This is a genomic window from Streptomyces sp. NPDC021622 (assembly GCF_040640795.1).
Classification (GTDB): Bacteria; Actinomycetota; Actinomycetes; order Streptomycetales; family Streptomycetaceae; genus Streptomyces.
In genome coordinates this window covers 489746-513446 of sequence record NZ_JBFACK010000002.1, presented here as the reverse complement: position 1 = coordinate 513446, position 23701 = coordinate 489746, and the positions used below count along the sequence as shown (strand labels likewise).

The 23701-nt window shown below is 70.7% G+C and carries 21 protein-coding genes and 3 pseudogenes; 12 read left to right on the top strand and 12 right to left on the bottom strand.

The annotated features are described in order from the left end of the window. Positions 1 to 184: 184 nt before the first annotated feature. Entirely contained in the window at positions 185 to 709 is a 525-nt protein-coding gene (locus AB0G47_RS06750) for a PadR family transcriptional regulator (RefSeq protein ID WP_360764748.1), read from the bottom strand. Positions 710 to 833: 124 nt separating this feature from the next. Here AB0G47_RS06750 and AB0G47_RS06745 point away from each other — a divergent pair, with 124 nt between their 5' ends. After that, the gene (locus AB0G47_RS06745) at positions 834 to 2246 is read left to right on the top strand and encodes an MATE family efflux transporter (RefSeq protein WP_360764746.1); all 1413 of its coding nucleotides are present in this window, start codon (positions 834 to 836) and stop codon (positions 2244 to 2246) included. Here AB0G47_RS06745 and AB0G47_RS06740 read toward each other — a convergent pair. Beyond that, positions 2221 to 3153 carry a hypothetical protein gene (locus AB0G47_RS06740; RefSeq protein WP_360764744.1) on the bottom strand — a complete coding sequence of 311 codons (933 nt, stop codon included), beginning with the start codon at positions 3151 to 3153 and terminating at the stop codon, positions 2221 to 2223. The genes AB0G47_RS06745 and AB0G47_RS06740 overlap by 26 nt on opposite strands. Before the next feature lie 101 nt (positions 3154 to 3254). Next, positions 3255 to 4673, bottom strand: a complete 1419-nt coding sequence (locus AB0G47_RS06735) for an MFS transporter (RefSeq protein WP_360765148.1) — start codon at positions 4671 to 4673, stop codon at positions 3255 to 3257. 180 nt (positions 4674 to 4853) lie between these two features. Here AB0G47_RS06735 and AB0G47_RS06730 point away from each other — a divergent pair, with 180 nt between their 5' ends. After that, positions 4854 to 5249 carry a helix-turn-helix domain-containing protein gene (locus AB0G47_RS06730; protein ID WP_360764742.1) on the top strand — a complete coding sequence of 132 codons (396 nt, stop codon included), beginning with the start codon at positions 4854 to 4856 and terminating at the stop codon, positions 5247 to 5249. Between the two features lie 67 nt (positions 5250 to 5316). On the opposite strand, the gene AB0G47_RS06725 is transcribed toward AB0G47_RS06730, so the two are convergent. From AB0G47_RS06725 to AB0G47_RS06715, 3 genes are all read right to left on the bottom strand, one after another. Further along, the gene (locus AB0G47_RS06725) at positions 5317 to 5955 is read right to left on the bottom strand and encodes a hypothetical protein (protein ID WP_360764740.1); all 639 of its coding nucleotides are present in this window, start codon (positions 5953 to 5955) and stop codon (positions 5317 to 5319) included. Positions 5956 to 6022: 67 nt separating this feature from the next. Next, a complete protein-coding gene (locus AB0G47_RS06720; protein WP_360764739.1) occupies positions 6023 to 6934 on the bottom strand; it encodes a TIGR03619 family F420-dependent LLM class oxidoreductase in 912 nt (303 codons plus the stop codon). Positions 6935 to 7005: 71 nt separating this feature from the next. Next, positions 7006 to 7605 (bottom strand): histidine phosphatase family protein, encoded by a 600-nt coding sequence (locus tag AB0G47_RS06715; RefSeq protein WP_360764737.1) that lies wholly within the window; start codon positions 7603 to 7605, stop codon positions 7006 to 7008. A gap of 674 nt (positions 7606 to 8279) precedes the next feature. Between AB0G47_RS06715 and AB0G47_RS06710 the strand changes: the two are divergent. Further along, positions 8280 to 8774: pseudogene (locus AB0G47_RS06710) on the top strand (IclR family transcriptional regulator C-terminal domain-containing protein); the annotation flags it as partial. A gap of 42 nt (positions 8775 to 8816) precedes the next feature. Here the strand turns inward: AB0G47_RS06710 and AB0G47_RS06705 are convergent. Next, a complete protein-coding gene (locus AB0G47_RS06705; RefSeq protein WP_360764735.1) occupies positions 8817 to 9317 on the bottom strand; it encodes a cupin domain-containing protein in 501 nt (166 codons plus the stop codon). A 120-nt stretch (positions 9318 to 9437) separates the two neighbouring features. Between AB0G47_RS06705 and AB0G47_RS06700 the strand changes: the two genes are divergently transcribed. After that, positions 9438 to 10391 carry a LysR family transcriptional regulator gene (locus AB0G47_RS06700; RefSeq protein ID WP_360764734.1) on the top strand — a complete coding sequence of 318 codons (954 nt, stop codon included), beginning with the start codon at positions 9438 to 9440 and terminating at the stop codon, positions 10389 to 10391. Here the strand turns inward: AB0G47_RS06700 and AB0G47_RS06695 are convergent. The 5 genes and pseudogenes from AB0G47_RS06695 to AB0G47_RS06675 all read right to left on the bottom strand — a co-directional run bounded on the left by AB0G47_RS06695 (position 10368) and on the right by AB0G47_RS06675 (position 15648). Further along, positions 10368 to 11159 (bottom strand): hypothetical protein, encoded by a 792-nt coding sequence (locus AB0G47_RS06695; protein WP_360764732.1) that lies wholly within the window; start codon positions 11157 to 11159, stop codon positions 10368 to 10370. The genes AB0G47_RS06700 and AB0G47_RS06695 overlap by 24 nt on opposite strands. Continuing rightward, the gene (locus tag AB0G47_RS06690; RefSeq protein WP_360764730.1) at positions 11159 to 12463 is read right to left on the bottom strand and encodes a VWA domain-containing protein; all 1305 of its coding nucleotides are present in this window, start codon (positions 12461 to 12463) and stop codon (positions 11159 to 11161) included. Before AB0G47_RS06690 ends, AB0G47_RS06695 begins: the two co-directional genes overlap by 1 nt. Before the next feature lie 277 nt (positions 12464 to 12740). Next, a pseudogene (locus AB0G47_RS06685) lies at positions 12741 to 12848 on the bottom strand (hypothetical protein); the annotation flags it as partial. 959 nt (positions 12849 to 13807) lie between these two features. Next, positions 13808 to 14437: a peptidase gene (locus AB0G47_RS06680; protein WP_360764728.1), complete on the bottom strand. Its 630-nt coding sequence runs from the start codon at positions 14435 to 14437 to the stop codon at positions 13808 to 13810. After that, on the bottom strand, positions 14434 to 15648 hold the full coding sequence (locus tag AB0G47_RS06675; protein ID WP_360764727.1) for a pyridoxal phosphate-dependent aminotransferase: 1215 nt from the start codon (positions 15646 to 15648) through the stop codon (positions 14434 to 14436). Before AB0G47_RS06675 ends, AB0G47_RS06680 begins: the two co-directional genes overlap by 4 nt. 84 nt (positions 15649 to 15732) lie before the next feature. On the opposite strand from AB0G47_RS06675, the pseudogene AB0G47_RS06670 reads away from it, so the two are divergent. From AB0G47_RS06670 to AB0G47_RS06635, 8 genes and pseudogenes are all read left to right on the top strand, one after another. Next, a pseudogene (locus tag AB0G47_RS06670) lies at positions 15733 to 16262 on the top strand (helix-turn-helix domain-containing protein). Between the two features lie 133 nt (positions 16263 to 16395). After that, the gene (locus AB0G47_RS06665) at positions 16396 to 16656 is read left to right on the top strand and encodes an acyl carrier protein (RefSeq protein WP_360764726.1); all 261 of its coding nucleotides are present in this window, start codon (positions 16396 to 16398) and stop codon (positions 16654 to 16656) included. 19 nt (positions 16657 to 16675) lie between these two features. Next, positions 16676 to 17812 carry a 3-oxoacyl-[acyl-carrier-protein] synthase III C-terminal domain-containing protein gene (locus tag AB0G47_RS06660; protein WP_360764724.1) on the top strand — a complete coding sequence of 379 codons (1137 nt, stop codon included), beginning with the start codon at positions 16676 to 16678 and terminating at the stop codon, positions 17810 to 17812. A 4-nt stretch (positions 17813 to 17816) separates the two neighbouring features. Next, on the top strand, positions 17817 to 18809 hold the full coding sequence (locus AB0G47_RS06655; protein ID WP_360764722.1) for a hypothetical protein: 993 nt from the start codon (positions 17817 to 17819) through the stop codon (positions 18807 to 18809). Next, a complete protein-coding gene (locus tag AB0G47_RS06650; protein WP_360764720.1) occupies positions 18806 to 20500 on the top strand; it encodes an FAD-dependent oxidoreductase in 1695 nt (564 codons plus the stop codon). Before AB0G47_RS06655 ends, AB0G47_RS06650 begins: the two co-directional genes overlap by 4 nt. Beyond that, on the top strand, positions 20497 to 20988 hold the full coding sequence (locus tag AB0G47_RS06645) for an SCP2 sterol-binding domain-containing protein (RefSeq protein ID WP_360764718.1): 492 nt from the start codon (positions 20497 to 20499) through the stop codon (positions 20986 to 20988). The genes AB0G47_RS06650 and AB0G47_RS06645 overlap by 4 nt, the downstream gene beginning before the upstream one ends. Further along, positions 20985 to 22235 (top strand): beta-ketoacyl-ACP synthase II, encoded by a 1251-nt coding sequence (gene fabF / locus AB0G47_RS06640; protein ID WP_360764716.1) that lies wholly within the window; start codon positions 20985 to 20987, stop codon positions 22233 to 22235. Before AB0G47_RS06645 ends, fabF begins: the two co-directional genes overlap by 4 nt. Before the next feature lie 7 nt (positions 22236 to 22242). After that, the gene (locus AB0G47_RS06635) at positions 22243 to 23664 is read left to right on the top strand and encodes a cytochrome P450 (protein WP_360764714.1); all 1422 of its coding nucleotides are present in this window, start codon (positions 22243 to 22245) and stop codon (positions 23662 to 23664) included. The last annotated feature ends 37 nt before the right edge of the window (positions 23665 to 23701 follow it).

The window sequence follows — 23701 nt, the reverse complement described above, 5'->3', positions numbered from 1 at the left end:
CAGGCTCTGCGTCTGCCCGGAATGTGAACGAGTGGCCCCCTGGACTTGCCCGCCGCGGGCCCCGATCCGGGGAGGTGGCTAAAGCCGTGAAGGCCGTCTGCCCCAGCCACAGGGGTACACGAACCGTTCTGAGGCGTAGGGCGCAGTTGACTACAGGACAGAAGTGGCAGCGTGTCTCCTCTGCTCACCCTTCCAAGGTGCTGATGGCCTCGGCCAGCCACTTCTTCTCCTCTGTGCCCGTCGCGCGGGCGATCCTGAGCATGCCCTGGCGGAAGAGGTCGGGGGTCTCCTCCGCCTTCACCGGTTTTCCGTCGCGGTAGAAGAAGCTCGCCGGAGCGTCCAGGAAGGCCTGGCGGCGGCGGAGCACCGCGGCCTGCTCGGTGGGGTCGGGAAGGTGGCGCAGGAAGGCGAGCAGCGTGAAGAACCGTTGCCCGTCGGTGATTTCGGCGTCCTTGGGATCCCTCAGGCGGGCGAGCAGTTCGGTGCGGCCGGCCTCGGTGAGGGAGAGGATCCGGCGGGGTGCGGCGCTCTTGCCGGGCTCGGTGTGCTGCTCGACGAGGCCCGCCTTCACGAGCCGGGTGATCGCCGGATAGAGCGCGCCGTCGCTGACCGGGCGGATATGGCCGCTCAGGCCCTGGATGCGGGTCTTGAGTTCATAGCCGTGCAGGGGCTCCTCGCTCAGGAAGCCCAGGATCGACAGTTCCAGCATGTGAGGCGAGCCCCTTTCCGTTGCCGCGCACTTGTCCATCTCCTGCCGTGATGCTATCTCTTTCCGCTGTACCTCGATTCGATGTACAGCGGAAAGAGGGGGATGTGCCATGGGGGGATGTGTCATGGGACCGACCGAGCACCGGCGCAGGCTGGTGTCGCTCGCGTACCCGGTCTACTTCGAGCTCCTCGCGGGGGTCACGGCCGGGATCATCAACATGGTCTGGGTGGCCCGGCTCGGCGGCGACGCGGTCGCCGCGGTGGCCGTCGCCACGAACGTCGAGAACGTGCTGCTCGGCGTCATCCTCATGGCCGGGTCCGGAACCACCGTGCTGGTGGCCCGGGCCAGGGGAGCGGGGGACCCGGCGGCGGCCCGGTCCGCGGTGCGCGGCGGCTGGGCGCTGTGGGCGCTGATCACTCCCGTGGTCGCCGTCGGCGGCTACGTATGGCGCGAGCCGCTGGCCCGCCTGGTGCTCGGCTCAGGCGCCGGCGACGCCCTGCCGCTCGCCACGGAGTACTTCGCCGTCGCACTGCCCGGCATGGCGGTCTACTTCGCCACCAACGTCGTCGACGGCATCCTCAAGGGCACGGGAGACACCCGTACGCCGATGCGGCTCGCCCTGCTGGCCAACGGACTGATCCTCGTACTGGATCCGCTCCTCATCCTGGCCTGCGGACTCGGCGTACGCGGCGCGGCGATCGCTACGGTGGCCGGGCGGACGGTGGCGCTGGTGTGCGGGATCCTGGCACTGCGGGGCGGTATCGAGCCCCGTAAGGGGCGCGGGGAACTGCGCGACCAGCCCCCGCCGACCCGCAGGTACATCACTGCACAAGGCAGGCGCCTCTACGCCGACGCACGCGGAACGGCCGCGACCGGCCTCCCGATGTCGGCGGACTTCGTCATCCGAATGACGGGAGCGCTCGCGCTCGTCGCGGTCGTCGCCAGACTGGGCGTCGAGGAGGTAGCCGCGTACGGCATCGCGACCAAGGCGATGTACCTGGCGACCATGGCCTTCTACTCCGTACGCCAGGCCGCCGCGATCCACACCGCCCATCTGCTCGGCGCGGGGAGCGACGCACGCCGCGCCGTAGGGCGCCAGGCGCTGCTCGTCGCCGGGGCGCTGGGGCTGTTCGCCGCGCTGGTGCTGCTAGCCGCGGGCCCCTGGATCATGCGGGGCTTCGGCGCCGGGGGAGAGGTGGCCGACGCGGGGGCGCTCTATCTGCGGTGCCTGGGCCCGTACTTGGTGCTGCTCGCCTGCTTCATCGCGCTGGGCGGCGTCTTCGAGGGCAGCGGTTCGAGCCCGGCCCTCGCCCGCATCACCGCGTGCGGCGTCGTGCTCCAACTTGCCCTGGCCTACGCCCTGTTGGGCCTCGGCCTGCCGGGTGTCTGTCTGGCCATGGCGGTGTCCATGGCCCTGCAGTGCGCGGGGGTCACCCGAATGTACCGGCGTACAGGGCGAGTTCAGGAGCTCAAGGGAGGAGGCGGCGGGCCTCGACGGCTCCGCCCCGGGGTCAGGCGCAGAAGCGGGCGGTGGTGACCGAACCACCCGCGTTCTCGTCGTCCGTGCCGAGGGCGGCGAGGCCCGAGCCGGGGACGCAGTGCAGGGCCTCGATCTTGTGGCCCTTGAACTTCCGCAGGACATCGGGTGACTTGGCGAGCGTCAGGCGCCACTTCCCGGCGTCGGTGACGGCGAGCCTGCCCGCGTCGCTCACGGCCGAGTCGAACGGGCCGTCGTCACCGCCGTCCGAAGCCGAACTGATGAGAATGCGCCCCGACTTGGTCACGTCGATGTCGGAGGCGTGCCGGACGTCGCCGTTCGGGTAGGGCGCGCGGAACTCCGTCTTCGACACCGCGCCGAACTTGGACTCGCCGTAGGGGCTGATCGAGAACGGCGCCGCGTACAACGTGGCCGGACGGTCGCCCGCGCCCCGGTCGGCCCAGACCGCGGCCAGCTTTCCCTTCTGCGAGGTCAGCGTGAAGCTCTCGAAGTCGTCGCCGTTGCCGATCGCGGGGAGCGGCGAGATGTCGAGGACCTCCACCGCCTCGCCGGAGTCGGTCAGCTTCAGGTGGTAGACGAGGCCGCGGCTCGCGACCGCCACGTACTCGTCCGAGGTCCCCGGCACCCGGTCGAGCGCCTCCAGGTCGACCGGCTCGGCGCCGCCCTGCCAGGTGAGCGGCGAGGTATCGGGGGTCTGCCCCGGCCTATAGGTGACTTCGGCGATGCGATTCTGGCCCGGCTTCTTGTTGTCGCGTACGACGAGGGCGCTGAACGTGTCACCCGAGCGGGAGGCGACGGCGAGACCGCTGATGCCGGACCGCAGGTCGTACCCGACCCGCTGCCAGTCGGCGGCGGCCTTCGGCTGGGCCGGGGACAGGCCTGCGGTGAGGAGAACGGCAACTCCCGCGCCGAGGGCGGTCATTGCGGTCAAGACGGACTTACGCATGGTCAGGGCCTCTCACTCGATGTGCAACGCGCGTAGATTCACGGCTGGCCGGACGGTAGTGGTCCGCCCGTCCGTGAGGCAAGTGAGGTACGCGGACCGGGCTAACGGGCGCTTCGCACAGCAGCCGCCTCGCGGTGGCCGGGTGTCGGCCCGACGGTGACGGCGGGGCGGCGCCCCGGCCGCAGGACCGTCGCGGCGACGGCGAGGCCGAGCGCCGCGATCCCGGCGGCGACCCAGAAGGCGAGCCGGTAGCCGTCGGCCGTGGCCGCCAGGGTGCGTCCGCCGTCGGCGAGCAGTGCCTCCGTGCGGCTCGCAGCCAGTGTCGTCAGCACGGCGAGACCCAGCGAACCGCCCACCACCTGCGTGGTGTTGAAGAGCCCCGAGGCGAGCCCCGCGTCCTCCTCGCGCACCCCGGACATCGCGAGCCCGGTCACGGCGGGCATCGCGGCGGCGAATCCCGCGCCGAGCAGAATCATCGGGGGAAGCACGTCGGTGACGTACGAACCATCGGCGGGCAGCCGGCCGAGCAGGGCGAGACCGGCGGTGATGAGGGTGAGCCCGGCGAGCAGCGGGCGGTAGGGACCGAACCGGCCGATCAGCCTCGCGGACACGCTCAGCATCAGTACGCCGATGACGACGGGGGCGGGGAGGAAGGCGAAGCCTGTCTTCAACTCTCCGTATCCAAGGACGCGTTGGAAGTAGAGGGCGCCGATGTACTGGAAGCCGTACATCCCGGCGATCATCGCGATCTGCACCGCGTTGGCGCCGGTCAGCGACCGGGAGCGGAAGACGCGCAGCCGCAGCAGGGGGCGGGCGGCGCGGGCCTGGCGGACGGCGAAGGCGGCGTACAGGGCGAGGGAGAGCGCGGCGAGGCCGAGGGTGGCGGACGTTCCGTGCTCGGCGGAGCCGACGATCGTGTAGACGGTGAGCATCAGCGCACCCGTGATGAGCGCCGCGCCCGGATAGTCGGCGCCGCCGCCGAGCCCGGTGCCGCGGTCGTTCGAAAGAACGCGCACCGCAGCGACGAGCGCGACGACACCGATCGGCAGATTGATCAGGAAGATCCAGTGCCAGTTCAGGGTCTCGGTCAGCGCGCCGCCGAGGAACGTGCCGAGCGCACCGCCCGCCGCGCCGACCGCGCTGAACACCGCGACGGCCTTGGCCTGTTCGCGCGGCTCGGGGAAGAGCGCCACCAGCATGCCGAGCACGACGGCGGAGGTCATCGCCCCGCCGACACCCTGCACGGCGCGCGCCGCGATCAGCACGCCCTGGTCGGCGGCGACCCCGCAGAGCACGGAGGCGGCGGTGAACAGGGCGAGGCCCCACACGAACATCCGTTTGCGCCCGACGAGATCACCGAGCCGCCCGGCCAGCAGCAACAGACCGCCGAAAGCGATGAGATAGGAGTTGACCACCCAGGCGAGACCCGGCGCGGAGAAGCCGAGATCGCTCTGGATGGACGGCATCGCCACGGTCACGATATTGCCGTCGATGATCGTCATCAGCAGGCCCGAGGACAGTACGGCGAGCGAAGCCCAGCGTGAGCGTGCTGGCGTGGAATGCCCCTTGGGCTGCCCCTTGGACTGCCCCTTGAACTGACCCTCGGACACGACAAAAACCTCCATGAACTGCATAGGTGCACGACTTGTAACGGGACTCATCGTGGGTGACCATGGAGGCGTCGAGAAGGAGGCACTTCAATGTCCCAAGGGAACACCGGTGTTACCTCGCAGGTGGTGAACGCGCAGGCGTGCCCGGTGCGGGAAGTTCTTGACAGGGTGGTCGGGAAATGGAGCGTCCCGATCCTGGTCGCGGCGGCGCACGGGCCGATCCGCTTCACTGAACTGGAGCGCAGCATCGACGGAATCAGCCGCCGCATGCTGACCCTGACCCTGCGGAATCTGGAGCGCGACGGCCTGCTCGTGCGCACGGTGCACCCGACGGTCCCGCCGAAGGTGGAGTACGAACTGACGCCGGTGGCCGAGGAGTTGCACGGAACCCTGCTTCAGCTGACCGGCTGGGCGGAGCGCCACCGGGTGACGATCGCCGAGTCGCGGGCGGCGTACGACGAGCGGCGGGGCCTGGCCGACGCCTGACCCCGGCCGCTGCGATTGGCTGTGGGTGCCGTCCGCTTCAACGGTTCACGGTGTACGAGTTCAACCTCTACCAGCCGGCCCTGCGCGGTGAGGCCAGCAGATAGTGGCTGCCGCCCGGCCGCTCGGCATGCTCGCTGACCTGCCAGCCCGCCGCCGACAGCGCGGCCGCGCACGCCCGCAGGCCCTCGGCCGACACGTCGCGCACCGCGACGGCCTCCGGCTGCGGGGTCTCGCCCACCCCGTAGCCCTCGGGTCCCGGCGGGCGGCCCGCCGCCTCCAGGGCCAGGGCCGCGGCCTGGACGAGGTGCGTCCGCTCCCAGGCGCAGGGGCGGTCCCGCGCGCCGTCCGGGTTGGTCATGCGGCGCATTTCGAGGAGGCCTTCCCACGCGCTGCGTACGTCGCGGGCGCGGGCTGGGCCGGTCGCGCCCGGCGGGGGCGCGGGCTCGGTGCCGGTGCGGGCGGCGAAGAGGCCGGAGGGGGCGGCGGTTGGTGCCTCTGGGGTGTCGGCCTTGGCACCCGGCGCCTCCTCCCGTATCCGATGTCCCGCGGGCGTCAGGAAGAAGGCGTGCGGCGGCCGGGGGTGCCGGAAGGCGAGGCGGTGGCGCACGAGTGCGGCCAACTGCGCCTCGCTCCCGGTCAGCCGCCCGGTCGCGGGGTCCGCGGCCTCGATGATGCGGCGCTGAGCTGCCGTCGGCGGCTTCGCCATGAGTCCACCTCTTCCCAGGTTCTCCTGCTCCTGGTCCCGATGGTGCCTCGCGCCACTGACAACGGCTTCAGCGAACGTCCCCCGTGGCGAGGTCGACGACCTTCTCCGCGACCACTTCGAGTACGCGACGGTCGTCCTCGGCGGTGCCTCGCTCGCCCGGAGTACCGGGGTAGGTGTCCAGGAGGACGTCCGTGGCGCCCAGTTCGGCGAGGGCCTCCAGGTCGCCGCGGAGCTGGTCGACACTGCCGTGCCCGAGGGGGCGCTCGGCCGTGTCCGGCTGCGGGGCGAGCCGGAGCTGGAGCCGCGGCACCAGGGCGGGGGCCGGCCGGCCGGCGGCCTCGGCCTCCCGCGCGATCAGCGGCAGCGCGGCACGCAGCGCTGCGAGCGTCGGCATGAACGGGTGCCAGCCCTCGCCGAGTCGGGCGGCGCGGCGCTGGGCCGCGGGGGAGTTGCCGCCGACCCAGACGGGCAGCTGCGACGCCGCCGGGGCGGGGGCGGTGTGGACGCTTTCGTAGGAGACGTACCGCCCCTGGAAGGACGTCGTCTCCTCGGTCCACGCGGCGCGGATCGCGGCGAGGTACTCGTCGGTGATGGCGCCGCGCTCGCGGAAGGGGATGCCGAGCGTCTCGTACTCGGCGGCGGACCAGCCGACACCGGCGCCGAGGACGAAGCCGGCGTCGCCGTTGAGCTGGTCGATGTTGGCGGCGAGGCGGGCCGTCTGGAGGGGGTGCCGGTAGGGGATCACGGTGATGGTGGTGCCGAGCCGCAGCCCCGGTACGCGGCCCGCGAGGTGGGCGGCGAGGAGGAACTGGTCGTAGAACGGGGCGGGGTAGACGCCGTGCACGTCCGGGGTGACGGCTATGTGATCGGAGATCATCGCGAAGGTGTAGCCGAGGTCGCGGGCGTCGGTGGCCTGGCGGGTGAGGGTCTCCGGGGTGGTGCCGGAGCCGAAGTTGAGGAGATTTACGCCGTATCGCATGAGGGCCAGTCTCGATGATCTTGACGCTGTGTGTCGACCAAGTCCGGGTCCGCCGTCAGCCGCCGGACGGGTTATGAACTCGGCCGCAGATTCCAGCCCGCCACCACCGGACGCCCATGCTCCGTGCTCAGGCGGCTCACCGTCCCCGTCGCGAGTTGGAACAGCGCCCCGCCGGAGACGGGAAGCCCGAGCCGCCGCGCGGCAAGCACCCGCAGAAAGTGCGAGTGCGCGAACAGCACCACGCTGCCCTCGTTCTCGGCCAGCGCCGCGTCCACCTTGGCGAGCATCCGGTCCGCCCGCTCCCCGACCTGCTCCGGGCTCTCCCCGGGATGCTCCGGGGGCCCGGGGGCGACCCCGTCCGTGAACAGGTACCAGTCGGGGCGGTCGCGGTGGATCTCCACCGTCGTCACGCCCTCGTACGCCCCGTAGTCCCACTCGCTCAGGTCGGCATCGACCCGCGCGTCGCCGAACCCCGCGAGCGCCGCCGTGTCCCGGGCCCGCTCCCGGGGGCTCGTGAACGCCGCCCCGATCCGGTACGTCCCGATCAGCGACGCGAGCCCCCGCGCCTGCTCCCGGCCGTTCTCCGTGAGCGGGATGTCCGTCCAGCTGGTGTGCTGCCCGGTCAGGGCCCACTGGGTCTCGCCGTGCCGGACGAGCAGCAGATCACCCATGGCGCGGAACTTCCTGAACCAGAGTGCTGGGAACGCGCGCTTCGATGATCATGGCTCCTGATCCTAATGCTCACCGGCCGCACTCCGACGCTGATGCGCCCGCCGCAGGGGCGTACCGACCAGCGGGTGGCCAAGGCCAGCCGCGAAAGCCCCAGCCTGGGCGAGCCTATGGGAATGCCTCATGAGCGCAACGACGAACGTTCTTGACCGTTCTGAGCTCCTGGGGTGATGGATACGCAGCAAAGTGAAGGTTCGCCAGAGGGCTGCGTTAATGACGAGCCATGCTCATCCGTATGGGGAGTGAGGGCGCGGTAGCGCCACCCATCGGAAGGTCGAGGAGCGCCTGATGACGCCCCTGGAGTTCGCCGGATATGTGCCGGCAGGAGTATGTGCGGCTCGTGCGCTGGTCGCTGTGTTGCGCCGCTTTCGTCCGGCGCAACCCCCTGACTACGCGGGCATGGTGGAATCCAAGCTGTGGTGAGGACAGGTCCATCCACTCCGGACGATCCTCCGTTGCAGTTCGACGGCGAACAGAGCAGGGCGCTCCTGGACTGCTACGAGAGGTACCTGCAGAAGACCGAGCGGATGATCCGGCGCACCTTTCCAACGGCCTCTACGCCGTTTCCCCTGAACACCGAATCTCACCTCTGACAGGAGGGAATGCCCAAAGTTCCCGATTGCACCGAGCCCTCCATGAATTGCGTGAGGAACTGGGTGCGGCCGTCTATCTGAGCAGGTATGTCGATGGCGAGGTCGACATCGTCGACTTCGCCGACGGCCCACGGACTCCGCGGGCGAACGAATGGGTGGACTTCCGGGAAGCCGCACATGCCACCGCCCTGGGGAAATGCCTGCTCGGTCAACTCGACCACGAGGGACGCATGGACCATCTGTCCCGACACAAACCTGTCCGGCTCACGTCCAGGACCCTCGTCCATGAGCGGCTCCTCCTCTCCGTACTCGAACGCCAGCAGCTCAGCGACGCCCCAGTCCTGGGCCTGCAGGAATACGCCATCGGAACCGTATGCGCAGCCGTACCCCTCTCTGTCGGCACGGCCATCGGCTGCCTGGCCCTGTCCTTGCCCGTCGAGCACGCCCACCGCCTGCGAAGCGCGGCCCAAACCCTCAGCCGGCGAGCGGCAACGCTGTCACGGCACCTGGAGATCTGACACTGGGGCCGATTCCCGCCGGAAGCGGCAGCATGCAATGGCTCAGCCGGTCCGTGCTGACTGCCAGGCCGCGGCGTCGAGGAAATGCACGTCGTAGCGCTCCTGCTCGGACTCAAGGCTGTCAAAGGAGTCCAGGCCGTGCTGAATGCGTCCCAGAGCGCGGAAGTAGCCGAACCGGTCGATGCCTGGGGTCAGCACCGCGAGTAGGTCGGCGGTGGAACCGGGGGCGGCGCCGAAAGCATGCGGCATTCTTGGCGGAACGACGACAAGACCACCTGGTCCCACGGATGTCATCTCACCGTCCAGGAAGAACTCCACCGTGCCGCAGAGTACGTAGAACAGCTCTGACGACAGCACGTGAAAATGCGGCCTGGCACCGTCGGCGCCCGCGCCGAGGATCAGGCGGTTCGCGCCCAGCGCGCCGCCGGTTGCCCCGGCTTCGGCCAGCAACCGGAAGCCTCCGCCGTGGGGCAGTGGTACGTACTCGGCCTCCTCGGACCTCACGATCAGCGCGTCTTTGGTGTTGTCAGCGTCCCGAACCATTTTCTTGGATCCTCTCGCCCATCTCTGTGACCGGGTTCCATTCCAACCGGGGAACAAGCCGCGAACCAGAAGCAGTTGTCGCCTGTAGAAATCACCGGTCGCGATCAATCGGAGGGGCATGTGGAGCTGCGGCAGTTGCAGTACTTCGTGGCCGTCACCGAGGAGGGGGGCTTCGGCCGTGCCGCCGAGCGCCTGGGCATCGTCCAGTCAGCGGTGAGTCAGCAGATCCGCCGCCTCGAACGCGAGCTGGGGGTGGTGCTGTTCGAGCGCTCCACCCGTCATGTGCAGCTGTCCGGCGCCGGTGAGCGCTTGCTGCCCGAGGCGCAAGCCGTGCTCGTGGCCGCGCGCCGCACCCGCCAGGTGGCCGCCGACATCGCGTCCGGAGACGACGGCCTGCTGCGCCTGGGCAGCGTCCAAGGCCCCGGCGACCGGATCTACCGCCTGCTGAACGAGCTGTCGGCCACCGCGCCTCGGCTCCAGGTCCGACTGCGGCGCCTGGCCCTCGCCGACCGGCTGACCGCAGTGCGTTCCGGTCAGCTGGACGCCGCTCTCGTACGGGCGCTGCCCGCGGCACCGGGTCTTGAACTCCTGCCCGTGTGGAGCGATCCGCTGTATGTGGCCCTGCCCGACAACCAGGCGCTGGCGATCGAGCCGATCCTGCGCCTGGAGCAGCTGGCCGACCTGCCGCTGCGGCTCGCGCCGCGGGAGAACAATCCGCCCTTCCACGATCTGATCACCGGCGCCCTCCGTTCAGCCGGGGCCGAACCGCTTCTGGGGCCGCCGTTCACCAGTTTCCAGGAGACGCTCACCGCGATCGGTACCAGCGCGCCCTCCTGGACCGTCTTCTATGACGTGGTCGGGCTACCGCCTTTCCCACGGGTAGCCCTGCGCCCCCTGGCCGAGCCCGCCCTCGCCACGTCGCTGGCCGTCCGACCGGGGCCGCCCAGCCCCCAACTGCGCCACCTGCTCCGGGTCCTTGCTCATGCCGATACCAGTGCAACTCCATCGGTGGTGGCCGCACCCGGGCGCGCGGTGCGGCCACCACAGAGGTCAGATCCCGGCGGGCACGCGTGACGGGCGGCCCGAGCCGCGTGTCAGGCAGTAGCCGCCGACACCCGCGAGCGCGGCGAGTACGCCGCCGCCCGCGGTCCACAGCCAGCGCGACGACCACCACGCGGACGACCAGCCGTCCTCCGGCTCACTGGACGCCGCGGCCGTCTTCGTGCCGATCCCCGGCACCGGCGGCTTCGCAAGCGCGCCGTCCACCGCCTGCGCGCCGCCTCCGTCGTTCGACGTGACCTTCGTCGAGGCCTTCATCGGCAGCCCCAGGGCGTCCGCGTCCAGGTCGGTGACCGTCAGGCGTACGTAGTACGTGCCCTGCAGCGGGTCGTTGGCCCACGGTTCGGCCCAGCCCTTGACGGTGCGCAGGGTGCAGGACAGTTCGACCGTCTTCGCGTCCTGCGCCGCCGTCTTTGTCTGCGCGCCGTACCGGCACGCCTGGTGGCGCCGCAACCCGTCGTACACGTCGACCTGCCAGGTGGACCCGGAGCGACCCGACGCGGCCTCGGGCAGCTCCACCGTGGCGTGCACGGTGGGCCGTTGGCCGATGTCCGCGGGGAACGCCCAGTACAGGTAGTCGCCGGTGGACGCCTCCGCGGTGGCCTCCTGGTCCTGCTGGATCGCGGTCGCCGTGCGGAAGGACGTACCGGCCTCCGTCGGTGTGGCGGGCTTCTCGTCGCCGTCGGAGGAATCGGCCACCGCGACGCCCGCCGTCCCGGCCAGGGCCAGCAGTGCGGCCGCCCCCAGCGTGGCCACCCGGCTCAACACACGTGTCGTACGCATCAGTTGGTCCTCCAGACCGCGAAGCGCCAGCGCGAGACCCAGCCCCAGACCAGACCGGCGACGAAGCCGGTGAGGATCAGTGTGCCGAGCAGCCACCAGCCGTTGCCCAGGCCGAACGACGCCACGTCCGACGCCTCGTCGGGCGCGTCCACCACGTCGATGTTCAGCTCGACCGGCAGGCCGGGCGTCGTCTTGACGGACGCGGGTGCCGAGAAGGAGTTGCTGACCCGCAGGCACACCGTCTCGGCGACGGGCTCGCTGGCAGAGTCATCGGAGTCGTCGGAGTCCTGCTCCGGCTTCGGGTAGCGCAGGCCCGTCGAGATCACGTCCGTGCGTCCGTCACCCGCCTCCGCGCCCCGTACGATCTCGCGTCCGCTCTCGGTGGAGGCCCGGAGCAGTACGCCGTAGTCCTGATGCACCGCCCGGTCCGCCGCGACGCTGACGGAGGCGCGCAGTTCCTTCCCGGGCTCGACGTCCACGCGGTACCAGCGGTGCTCGCCGAACTTCTCGCGGTCGGTGTAGAGCCCGGCCTTCAGCTGCGGGGCGTCGGAGCACTGCGCCGCGCCCTTCGCGGCGACCGGCGTGGCGACGGGGTCGGCCGCGCGGTCCACCAACTGCTTGACGCGGCCGGAGAGTTCATCGGTGTGGCGTACGGATGTGTATGTTCCGCCGGTCGCCTCGGCGATGCAGCTGAGCTGGTCGCGGGTCTTGGCGTCCGGCACCAGGCCGAGCGTGTCGACGGTGAGGTGGATGCCCTCCGCGGCGATCTTGCGGGCCACCTCGCAGGGGTCGAGCGGCTGGCAGGTGTCCTCGCCGTCGGAGATGAGGACGATGCGGCGGCTGCGCTCGGTGTTGTCGTCCTTGAGGTCGTCGGCGGCCTTCAGGAGCGTGGGGCCGATCGGCGTCCAGCCGGTGGGCGCGAGCGTCGCCACGGCGGTCTTGGCGTCGGTGCGGCCCGCGCGGTCGAGCTCGGCGACGGGGTAGAGCAGCTCGGTGTCCTTGCAGCCCGTCTTGCGGTTGTCGCCGCGGTAGTTGGCGCCGAGCGTGCGTATGCCGAGCTGGACCTCGTCCGGCGTGGCGTCGAGCACCTCGTTGAAGGCCTGCTTCGCCGCCGCCATCCGGGACTTGCCGTCGATGTCGCGGGCCCGCATGGAACCGCTGACGTCGAGCACCAGCTCGACCTTGGGGGAGGGCTGGACCGGTTCGTCGGCTTCGGCCGCGGCGGGGCCCGCCGTGCCGAGTCCGGCGGTCAAGGCGGCGAGCAGGGCGAAGGCCCCGGCCGCCAGCCGTTGTCTTGTGATCATCGCCGGATCTTATTGATCTTGGCGTGCATACCCAAACCGGCGGCTGGGTATCAGCTTTCACCGCCCCGGTCCCACACTCGACTACCGCTTCAGCTCGCGCCCCCCCGAACGCCCCGCCGCCGTCCGCCTGCTTCCACCACGTCTCGAGCGCCGTCTGGTCCATGGACCGCCACGGCGGCGTCTCCTCCACAAGGGCGCGCCCGAGGCGGCGCCCCAGGTCGACCATCACGGCACCGGCGACGGTGCGGTCGGTGTCGTACGTGTCCAGGGCGTCCGGCCAGGTCGTCGCCGTGGCGAAGGCGGACTCCAGGACCGTCGCGTCCTGCAGCGCCTTCACCGCGCCCGCCCCGGTGTGCGGCCGGGCGACCGTGGCCGCGTCGCCCATGAGGAGCACCCGGCCCGTGGTGTAGCGGGGCGCCGTGAAGTCGTACATGGGCTGGAGGAAGAGCTCGTCGGGAGTGGTCGTACGGACGAGGTCGCCCCAGTAGGGCGGCAGAAACTCGTCGCACACGAACGTGAGATGGGAGGTGAGGGCCTCCGTGAGGCCGCCCGGCGGCAGGCTCGTGGGGGCGGTGAGCCGCAGATCGCGGCCGAGCCCGAGATCCAGGTCCGCGGGGGGCGCCGTGTAGAGCACCCAGTTGACGCGGTGGCCGCCCGTGCCGTCGGGGATGCGGTAGACGATGAGATGGCCGCCGGGGAAGACGACGTACACGCAGTCCTGCTCCGCCCACAGCTCCGGGTCCACGAGGCGGTCTGCGGGGAAGGCGCCCCGCCAGGCGAGATAGCCGGCGTACGTGGGACGCACGTCGGCGAACGCCGCCGTACGGACCACCGAGCGGTAGCCGTCCGCGCCGATCACGAGGTCGAAGCGCGCGGTTCCCTCGGCGGTATCGATCTCGGCGCCCTCGCTCCCCGGCCGCACCTCCTCCACCGGGACCCCGGACCGGAACTCGACGGACTCGGGAACCCTGCGGCGCAACTCCTGCCACAGCGGGCCCCAGTTGTACGTACGGAACGTGAACGGCAACACCCCGATCTCGTGGCCGAGCGGCCCGGCCGCGGATCCGTCCCGCACATACCAGCGCCGCCGCTCCAACTGCACCCACGGCATGTCCGCGTCCAGATATCCGGCCGAATCCAGCTCCGCGTAACGGGAGTTGTGCACCGCGAGCCCGACGCCGCGGTCCGCCAGGTGCCCCGCGGCACGCTCGTACACCGTGATCTCATCGGCGCCACCGCGGTGCGCGGCGAGTGCGGCGGCGCATCCGGCGATGCTCCCACCCACGATGGCGACCTTGCCTCCACGCATCATCGCGCCATCCTGGCAGCAAGGGTGACCGTCTGTCAGTGCAGGGACACCCCGCGCCCGGCGAAGAATGGCTCGAACTCGGCCAGGGTCAGGTCCGCCGTCCGTGTGCCCGCGTCGATCCCCGAGGGGTTGTGCAGATGCAGGCCGCCGTCCGGGGAACGTCCCGTGACCAGCACCAGGTGGCCGCCGCGCCCGGGGGACTGCCGGTGCGGACGGCGGATCTCGTAGTGCACCGAGACCATGACCTGGCGTCCTTGGTCAAGCAGCCCGGTGATCTCATCGACCGTAAGGTGCCGGTGGACCGTGGCGTTGACGCCGTGCACCTCACGTACGTACTCCGCGAAGGGCGCGTAGATCAGACCGCGGATCGTGCCGTCGGGATCCTCCGTGTACGCGCCGTACTTCAGCGCGCCGTCCCGCAGCTCGAAGAGCGTCGGTGCGGACGGGCCGAGCGCCATCCGCAGGCAGGTCAGACCGCACAGATGGCCGCACCAGCGCGCGTAGTCGTCGAGCGTCGCGGCACCCGACTCGGGCCAGGCGGGGTCGGCCGCGCGGTCGAATCCGCCGTACACGATGGGCTCGACGAGATCGGCCGAAGCGAACTGGGTGTGGGAGGGGACCTGGCAGGTGGGACAGAGCGACACGCGACCCCCGACTGCTGTCATGACTGGCGGTATCCGCTGAGGAAGCGGCCGATGCGGCTGATCGCCGCGTCGAGATCGTCAGCGTAAGGGAGGGTCAGGATGCGGAAGTGGTCGGGGCGCGGCCAGTTGAAGCCGGTGCCCTGGACGACCTGGATCTTCTCCTGGAGCAGCAGGTCGAGGACGAACCTCTCGTCGTCGTGAATGGCGTGGACCTTGGGGTCGAGGCGCGCGAAGGCGTACAGCGCGCCCTTGGGCTTCACGCACGAGACGCCGGGGATCTCGTTCAGCTTCTGCCAGGCCATGTCGCGCTGCTCGTGCAGCCTGCCGCCCGGCGCGGTGAGCTCGCGGATGGACTGGCGGCCGCCGAGCGCGGCCTGGATGGCGTACTGGGCGGGGGTGTTGGGGCACAGGCGCATGGAGGCGAGCATGGTCAGCCCCTCCAGGTAGCTCTTCGCGTGCTGCTGCGGGCCCGTGACGACCAGCCAGCCGGAGCGGAAACCCGCAACCCGATACGTCTTCGACAGGCCGCAGAAGGTCAGGACGACCAGATCAGGGGCGAGGGCGGCGACGCTGTGGTGCACGGCGTCGTCGTACAGGATCTGGTCGTAGATCTCGTCGGCGAAGACCATCAGGCCGTGCCGGCGGGCGAGGTCGAGGATGCCTTCGAGGACCTCCTTGGGATACACGGCGCCCGTGGGGTTGTTCGGGTTGATGATCACGACGGCCTTGGTCCGGTCGGTGATCTTCGACGCCATGTCGTCCAGGTCCGGATACCAGTCCGCGGACTCGTCGCACGTGTAGTGGACGGCCTTGCCTCCGGAGAGGGTCGTCACGGCGGTCCAGAGGGGGAAGTCCGGTGCGGGGATGAGGACTTCGTCGCCGTCTTCCAGCAGGGCCTGGACGGCCATCGTGACCAGCTCGGAGACGCCGTTGCCGAGAAACACGTCGTCCACGGAGACCTCGTCCAGGCCAAGGGCCTGGTAGCGCTGGGCGACAGCGCGCCGGGCCGAGAGGATGCCGCGCGAGTCCGTGTAGCCGTGCGCCTGAGGGAGCATCCGGATCATGTCCTGGACGATCTCCTCGGGCGCCTCGAAGCCGAAGAGCGCCGGGTTGCCGGTGTTCAGGCGCAGGACGCTGTGGCCCGCCTCCTCCAGGGCGTTGGCGTGCTCGATGACCGGGCCCCGGATCTCGTAACAGACCTCGCTGAGCTTGCTGGACTGCCGGAACTCCATGCGCTGTGCCTCCCGTGACGTGAGTTACTTGGTTTTACCAAGCTTGAGCTTGGAAAGTCCAACAACTTGCATAGACTGCGTCGCATGCCACCTGCACCCAGGTCCCGCCGAAGCTATGACCAGTACTGCGCCGCCGCCCGTGCCCTCGACGTCGTGGGTGACCGCTGGACGCTGCTGATCGTCCGCGAACTCCTGGTCGGCCCGCGCCGCTACACCGATCTGCACGCAGATCTGCCGGGGGTCAGCACGGACGTCCTCGCGTCCCGGCTCAAGGACATGGAGCGCGAGGGTCTGACGACCCGCCGCCGCCTTCCCCCGCCCGCCGCGGCGTACGTGTACGAACTGACCGACCGGGGGCGGGAGTTGCTCCCCGTCCTGCAGGCGCTCGCCACCTGGGGCGCGCCCGAGCTCCAGGAACGCAGGCCGACGGACGCGGTCCGCGCGCACTGGTTCGCACCGCCCCGCCCGACGCACCCGACGCACGCCTGACGCTGGACGCGGAGACCTGTGTGGCGGTGGGCCGGGGCGCGCTGACCGTGGGGGACGGGGTGCGGGCGGGCAGCATCGATCTCTCGGGCGAGGGAGTCCCGGCGAAGGCCCTGCGCGCGTCCTGACGCGCCGGACCGGTCATCCGCACCACCCGGGAAATATTCAGGGCGGCCGCGTGAACCTGTCCGATGTCCCGTCCCGCGGCTTGGGTCAGAGTGAATTCCGTGCCTCACAGGGGGTGGGGCACGGGAGGTGAACATGTCTTTGAGGACCGATCTCTACGCGGATATCACGGGATTCCTCCTGGCCAAGTGTGATGCCGACCCGGATGAACTCTCCGCGGAATCAGATCTGTACGACGACATCGGCATCGACTCACTCGACCTCGTCGCCATGGCGCAGACCCTTCAGGGTGCGTACGGCATCTCGATGGACGACGAGCGCATCGGTTCGCTCCGCACCGTCGGTGACGTCCTGGACTTCGCCGTCTCCAAGTGCGAGACCAAAGCAGCCGCCTAGATCACGGGGAGACTCCGCAATGCCTGCCTACATCACCGCCATGGGACGCTTCCTGCCCGGCGAACCGGTGCCCAACGAGGAGATCGAGGACTATATCGGCAGCGTGGGCCGCGCGAGTTCGGGGTTACGCGAGCAGACGTTGAGCAACTGCGGGATCAAGTCGCGGCATTACGCCATCGACAAACAGCAGAAGACCCTGTTCTCCAACACCGACATGGCGGCCGCGGCCATCCGCCAGGCGGTGGACCGCTCGGACATCACTCTCGACGACATCGACCTCATCGCGGCGGCCACCGGCGTCCCGGATCTCATCGCGCCCGGCATCGCCAGCGGCATCCACGGCGAACTGGGCAGCCCGCCCTGCGAGATCGTCACCACCCACGGCATCTGCAGCGCCGGGATGATGGCGCTCAAGAACGCCTACCTCCAAGTGGTGGCCGGGGAGAAGAAGAACGCGGTCGCCTCCGCGTCCGAACTGGTCTCGCGATTCATGAAGAGCGACCGGTTCGCCGACGTCAGGCCGGTCTCGGACGACGGTGCCATCGCCATGGAGATGGCGTTCCTGCGCTACATGCTCTCGGACGGCGCCGGCGCCGCGGTGGTGCAGGACCGCCCGGCGGCCGACGGGGTGAGCCTGCGCATCGACTGGATCTCGCTCACCTCGTACGCCAACACCGAGAAGACCTGCATGTACATGGGCTCGGCCGACAACTCGGCGGAGCAGACCTGGTGGGACTACCCCTCCGCGGCCGAGGCCGCCGCCGACGGCGCCCTTGCGCTGCGCCAGAACCTGGGCCTGCTGCCGCATCTCGTGCGGCTCGGGGTCAAGGAGTACCAGCGGCTGCTCGACGAGGGCCGCTTCGACCCGGACGAGCTCACCTGGTTCCCCGCGCACTACTCCAGCGAGCGCATGAAGTCCATGGTGCTCAAGGAGATCGAGAAGAAGAAGGTCAGGGGCCCCGCCATCGAGAAGTGGTACAGCAATCTGACCCGGGTCGGGAACATGGGCTGCGCCAGCATCTACGTGATCCTGGAGGAGATGCTCGGCGAGGGCCTGGTGTCCCCCGGCGACAAGCTCCTGGTGATGGTCCCCGAGTCCGGCCGGTTCGCGGTGTCCTTCGCGCATCTGACGGCCGTCTCCGCCGGGGAGGCCTGAGGCCGTGGGTGCACAGCCCCGAGTGACGGTCTACTGGTACTCACAGACCGGTCAGCTCCTGGAATCCGTCTCCGCCGTCACCGACCCGCTGGAGAAGGCGGGTTGGGACATACGCAAGGTCGAGATCAGGCCGCGGGAACCCTTTCCCTTCCCTTGGCCCGTGCGCCGATTCTTCGGTGTCTTCCCCGCCTCCGTCGACCCCGACGCGGCACCCGAGATCACCGCACGGCCGCCGGTGGCCGAGGTTGACGACGCAGACCTGGTCGTCTTCGCCTTCCCCGTCTGGTACTTGGCTTCTGCGCTGCCCATGCGGGCGCTCGTCGGCGCCGAGCCGAAGGCGTTCGACGGGCGTGCCGTCGTCGGCCTCGTGGCCTGCCGGAACATGTGGTACTCGGCCGCCATCGAGGTGCAGCGGCTGCTCCAGGCCGCGGGCGGGCGCTACTTGGGCACGATCGCCGCCGTGGACACCGCGTCCGCCGGGATCACCTTCGTCACCACGCTGCGCTGGCTGCTCGCCGGCAAGCGGGAGGCGTCCTGGGGGTTCCCGCGCGCCGGTGTCGGCACGGACGAGCTGGACCGGCTTGCGCTGCTCGGCGAGCGCATTGCGGAACTCGCCCCGCCGCGCCCCGAATTCGCTTCGGAGCAAGCCGGACCCGCGTCCCGCACCGCTTCCGAGGAGGCAGCCTTGGCCGACCGGGTCCGCGAAGTGCTCGCCACCCATGACGCGGCCCCCGTGCACCCTCCGCTGGCCGCGGCCGACCTCCTTGCCGGGAAGGTCTTCCGGGTCTGGGGCCGGATCATCCGCGCCGGCGGCCGGCGTGGCGAGGCTCAACGCACCGCGCTCACCGGTGTGTTCGTGGTCTGGCTGCTCGGCGCCATCCTGGCCGGGCTGCCCGCGGTCGTCGTCGCCCGCGTCCTGTTCAAGGCCGGCTTCGACGCCGCGGTGGCCCGGCGCCTTGCGCCCGTCGTCGCCGGTCTTGCGGAGGTGCGCCGATGACCGCAACCGAATCCCGTCCGCCGGAGGCCACCGAGCTGGTGGAGGCCGATGTCGTGGTGGTCGGTGCCGGGCCCACCGGCCTCGCAGCGGCCCACTTTCTCGCCGGACACGGCGTCCGTACGGTCGTCCTGGAAGAGCGCCCCGCGCCATCCGGTCACCCACGCGCCACGGTGATCAACTCGCGCACCATGGAGCTGCTCAGGCACCTGGGCGTCGACACCGAGGTGCGCCGCGCCGGCGTGCCCCTGGAGAACACGGCACGCATCACCTGGTGCACCGAGCTCGCCGGCACCGAACTCGCCGCCCTCGACGTCATCGATTCGGCGGACGCCCTGATGCAGCGGGCGGTCAACAGCCCGGTCCTGCCCGTGATTTGCTCGCAGAACCGGGTGGAGGCGCTGCTCGTCGACCGGCTCCCCGAGAACGCACGAGTGATCCGCGGCGTCAGGGCCGAGGAGCTGACCCGCACTCCGTCCGGCGTCAGGGTGACGGCATCGGGCGAGCGCCCCACCGTCGTCGAGGCCCGCTACGCCGTCCTGGCCGAGGGACTGCACGGCCCGCTGCGCGAGACGGTGGGCCTGCGGCGGACCACGGCCACGCCGCTCGGCAGGCTCCTCGACATCCACTTCAGCGCCGACCTCTCGCCCTGGACGGCAGGACGGGAGAGCGCCCTGTACTGGGTGCTCAACGACACCGTGCGGGGCGTCCTCATCACCGTGGACCCCAAGCGCGGCGAATGGCTCCTGGAGATCCCCGCCCTCACCCCCGACGAGGAACACACCTACTTCGAGCAGGAAGTCGATCACCACAAGCTGATCGAGGCCGCCATCGGCGAGTCGGGCGAAGCGATCGGGGAGCTGCGCATCCACTCCGTACGGAACTGGGTGATGGGCTCCACCGGGCTCGCCTCCTGGCGCAGCGCCGACGGCCGGGTGCTCGCCGCGGGGGACGCCGCCCACACCTTCCCGCCCACCGGGGGCTTCGGCATGAACACCGGCATCCAGGACGCCCACAACCTCGCCTGGAAGCTGGCCGCGGTGCTGCGCGGCGGCGCCCCCGGCGCGCTGCTCGACTCGTACGAGCGTGAGCGGCGCCCGGTCGCGGAGTTCAACGCCCGGCACAGCGAGAGCAACGCCCTCCAGAAGCGGGCGCTGCTCCAGTCCGACGCCGACCGGGCGGAGTTCGCCCGGACCATCGAACAGCACCGGCCACACTTCGACTTCGAGGGGCAGGCGCTTGGCTTCACCTACGCACCGGACCCCGGCGAGCCGGTGGTCCAGGACGTGGTCACCTATCTGCCGACCGCCAAGGCCGGCCACCGGGCCCCGCACGCCTGGCTCGACCGGGCCGGCGACCGGATCTCCACGACCGACCTGGCCCGCACCGGCTTCGCCCTGCTCACCGGGGCGGCGGGAGCCGTCTGGCAGCACGTGGCGCGGGAGACACCGACCGTCGTGGGCCTGCCCCTCACGGCAGCCGTGATCACCGCGGACGGGCCCCAACTGCGCGATGTCACCGGAGCCTTCGCCGACAGCTACGCCCTGCAGGGGCCGGAAGCGGTTCTCGTACGGCCCGACGGCCATGTCCTCGCCCGGCTGCCCGGCGTCGCACCACGGCAGGAACTCCGGGAGGCCGTCGACCGAATAGTCAGCAGCGGGCCGGTGCCCGCACGAGCGGAAGAGCCCTCATGACGGCCGAACCCACCTCTGCGTCCCTGTTCTCCCCGGAGCGAGTCGCGGCACTGCGCTCCGGCGCACTCTCCGAAGTCCGCGCCGCCCTCGACGGGCTGCCGCGCGAGGACCTGGCGGCCTGGCTGGCCACACCCGAGGGCGAGGCCGTGCTGCGCTCGGCCTTCGAGCGGATGCCCGAGCGCTACACCGGAGACCCCATGGACGGGCCGCAGACCGCCCGTTGGGAGGTGGCAAGGCCGCCGGCCGGCACCGTCGCGTACGACCTCGTACTCACCGAGGACACCTGCGACGTACGCGAGACGGGGAGCTCGGGCGCCCCCACGGTCACCCTCGCCCTCGACGCGGTCAGCTTCGTCGAGATGGCCTCCGCCACGACCCAGGGCATGGATCTGCTGCTCAACGGCCGGCTGCACATCCAGGGCGATGTCCAGCTCGCGATACGGATGGAGTCTCTCTTCGGGCTCGCCGAGCCGGGTGAGCCCGTATGAGCACCGCCCCCGGGCGCCACCGGGTGGTGGTGACGGGCATCGGCATGGTCACCCCGCTCGGCGTCGGCACCGAGAAGGTCTGGACGCGGCTGCTCGCCGGAACCTCCGGCGTGGGACCGATCCAGAGCTTCGACGCCGACCGCCTTCCGGTGCGGATCGCCGCCGAGGTGACGGACTTCGACCCGACCGACTGGCTGACCCCCAAGGAGGCCAGACGACTCGACCGGTTCTGCCACTTCGCGATCGCCGCGGCCGAACTCGCCGTGGAATGCGCGGGCCTCGACGGCATCGACCGGGACGGCGCCGCCACCGTGATCGGCAGCGCCATCGGCGGCGCCGACACCATGCGGGCGGGGGTGCTGAAGGACGTGGCGGCGCCCCGGATGGTCTCCCCGTTCTTCGTGCCGAGCTCCATCATCAACATGGGCGCGGGCACGGTCGCCCAGCGCTTCGGCTTCCGCGGCCCCGGCGCCGCACCGGTCACCGCCTGCGCCTCATCGGCCGACGCGATCGGGCAGGCCTACCGCATGGTCCGCGACGGCTACGCCGGGGCCGCGCTGGCGGGCGGCTCCGAGGCCTGCATCGCATCGCCGCTGATCGCGGGCTTCGCCAACCTGCGCGCGCTGTCCCGCCGCAACGACGAACCCCGCCGGGCCTCCCGCCCGTTCACCGCGGACCGGGACGGTTTCGTCATGGGGGAGGGCGCCACCATGCTGCTCCTGGAGACCGCGGAGTCGGCCGACGCACGCGGCGCTCACGTCTACGCCGAGATCTGCGGCTACGGCCAGACCAGCGACGCCTACCACGTCACCGCCCCCGATCCCTCCGGGGAGAGTGCCGCCCGCGCCATGCTCGCCGCGCTGCGCGAGGCCGACCTCAAGCCCGGCGAGATCGACCACGTCAACGCCCATGGCACCTCGACCCCGTTCTCCGACGCCGCCGAGACGAAGGCGATCAAGTCCGCCTTCGGCACACACAGCGGGAATCTCGCCGTCAGCTCCACCAAGTCGATGACCGGCCATCTCCTCGGCGCGGCCGGCGCGACCGAGACGGCGTTCTGCGCCCTGTCCATCGACCGCGGGATCATCCCGCCCACCATCAATCAGGACGCGGCCGACCCCGAGTGCGACCTCGACTACGTACCGAACACCGCCCGTCCGTACGACGTCCAGGCGGCCCTCTCCAACTCCTTCGCCTTCGGCGGGCAGAACGTCGCGCTCGCCCTCCAACGCTTCGTCAGGGAGTGACACCACGATGACCCAGCTCTCCACCGCACCCGTGGCCACCGACGCCCCCGGTCCCACAGGGCGGCTGCGCGCCCTGCTCGCGATATCCGGCAATCCGATGGACTACTTCACCGGGCTGCGCGACCAGTACGGCCCCGTCGTGCACATCCCGGTCGGCTTTCGTGACTTCTACCTGGTCAGCGACCCGGAGGAGATCCACGAGGTCCTGGTCACATCGCACCGCAACTTCTCGAAGGCCACCATGAGCGCCGGACGCGGCAAGTGGGCCGCCCCGCTCTCGGTGGTCTTCGGCAACGGCCTTACCACCAGCGACGGCGAGTTCCACCGCAAGCAGCGCAGGCTGATCCAGCCGATGTTCCATCACGAGCGCATCGCCGGCTACGGCCGTGCCTTCGCCGAGATCTCGGACGACATCCAGTCCGGGTGGAAGGACGGGGAGCGGCTCGACATGTCGGTCGAGATGACCGAGCTGACCCTCGCCGTCGTGGCCCGCACGCTCTTCGACGTCTCGCTCGACAGCGATGTGGCCCGCACCATCCGCACCGCCATGCCGCGCCACGAGGGTCCGCTGCGCTGGGACTCGCTGCCCTTCGCCCGCTATCTGTCGATGCTGCCGCTGGCCAGCAACAAGCGCTTCTTCGAGGGCCGGGAGAGGCTCGAAGCCATCGTCTACCAGCTCATGGCGGAGCGCAGGAAGGGCGACGGCCAGGGCGCCGACCTGCTCTCCCTGCTGCTCGCGGCGCGTGACGCCGACACCGGGGAGCCGATGGACGACCGCCAGGTGCACGACGAGGCGATCACCCTCCTCATGGCAGGACACGAGACCACGGCCAACGCTCTCGCCTGGTCCTACCACCTGCTCGGCAACCACCCCGAGGCACGGGAGCGGATGCACGAGGAGATCGACGAGGTGCTCGGCGACCGGCTGCCCACGATCGAGGACGTGCCCCGCCTCGCCTGGACCGACGCGGTCCTCACCGAGGCGATGCGCCTCTACCCGCCGATCATGGGCATGGCCCGCCGTCCGCTGGCCGACTTCGAGCTCCGTGGCCACCGCATCCCCAAGGACAGCTTCGTCGCGATCCTCCCGTGGGTCACCCACCGCGATCCCGAGCTGTGGCCGCAGCCGGAGCTCTTCGCCCCGCAGCGCTGGCTCAAGACACCCCGGCCCGCCGACGCGGCGGACGCACTCACCGGTCACGCGGTGGCGCCCGGACGCCCGCGCCTCGCCTATCTCCCCTTCGGCGCCGGTCCGCGGCAGTGCATCGGCAACACCTTCTCGCAGACGGAGGGCGTCATGGCGCTGGCCACCGTGGGGCGGCACTGGGAGTTCGAGCCCGTTCCCGGGTTCCAGGTCAACCCACTGGCAAGGATCACCATCCGGCCGGAGCACGGTCTGCCCGTGACCGCCAGGCGCCGCGGCGCCTGACTATGCTTCTCCCCAGTTGAGCACGGAGGAACTGGGG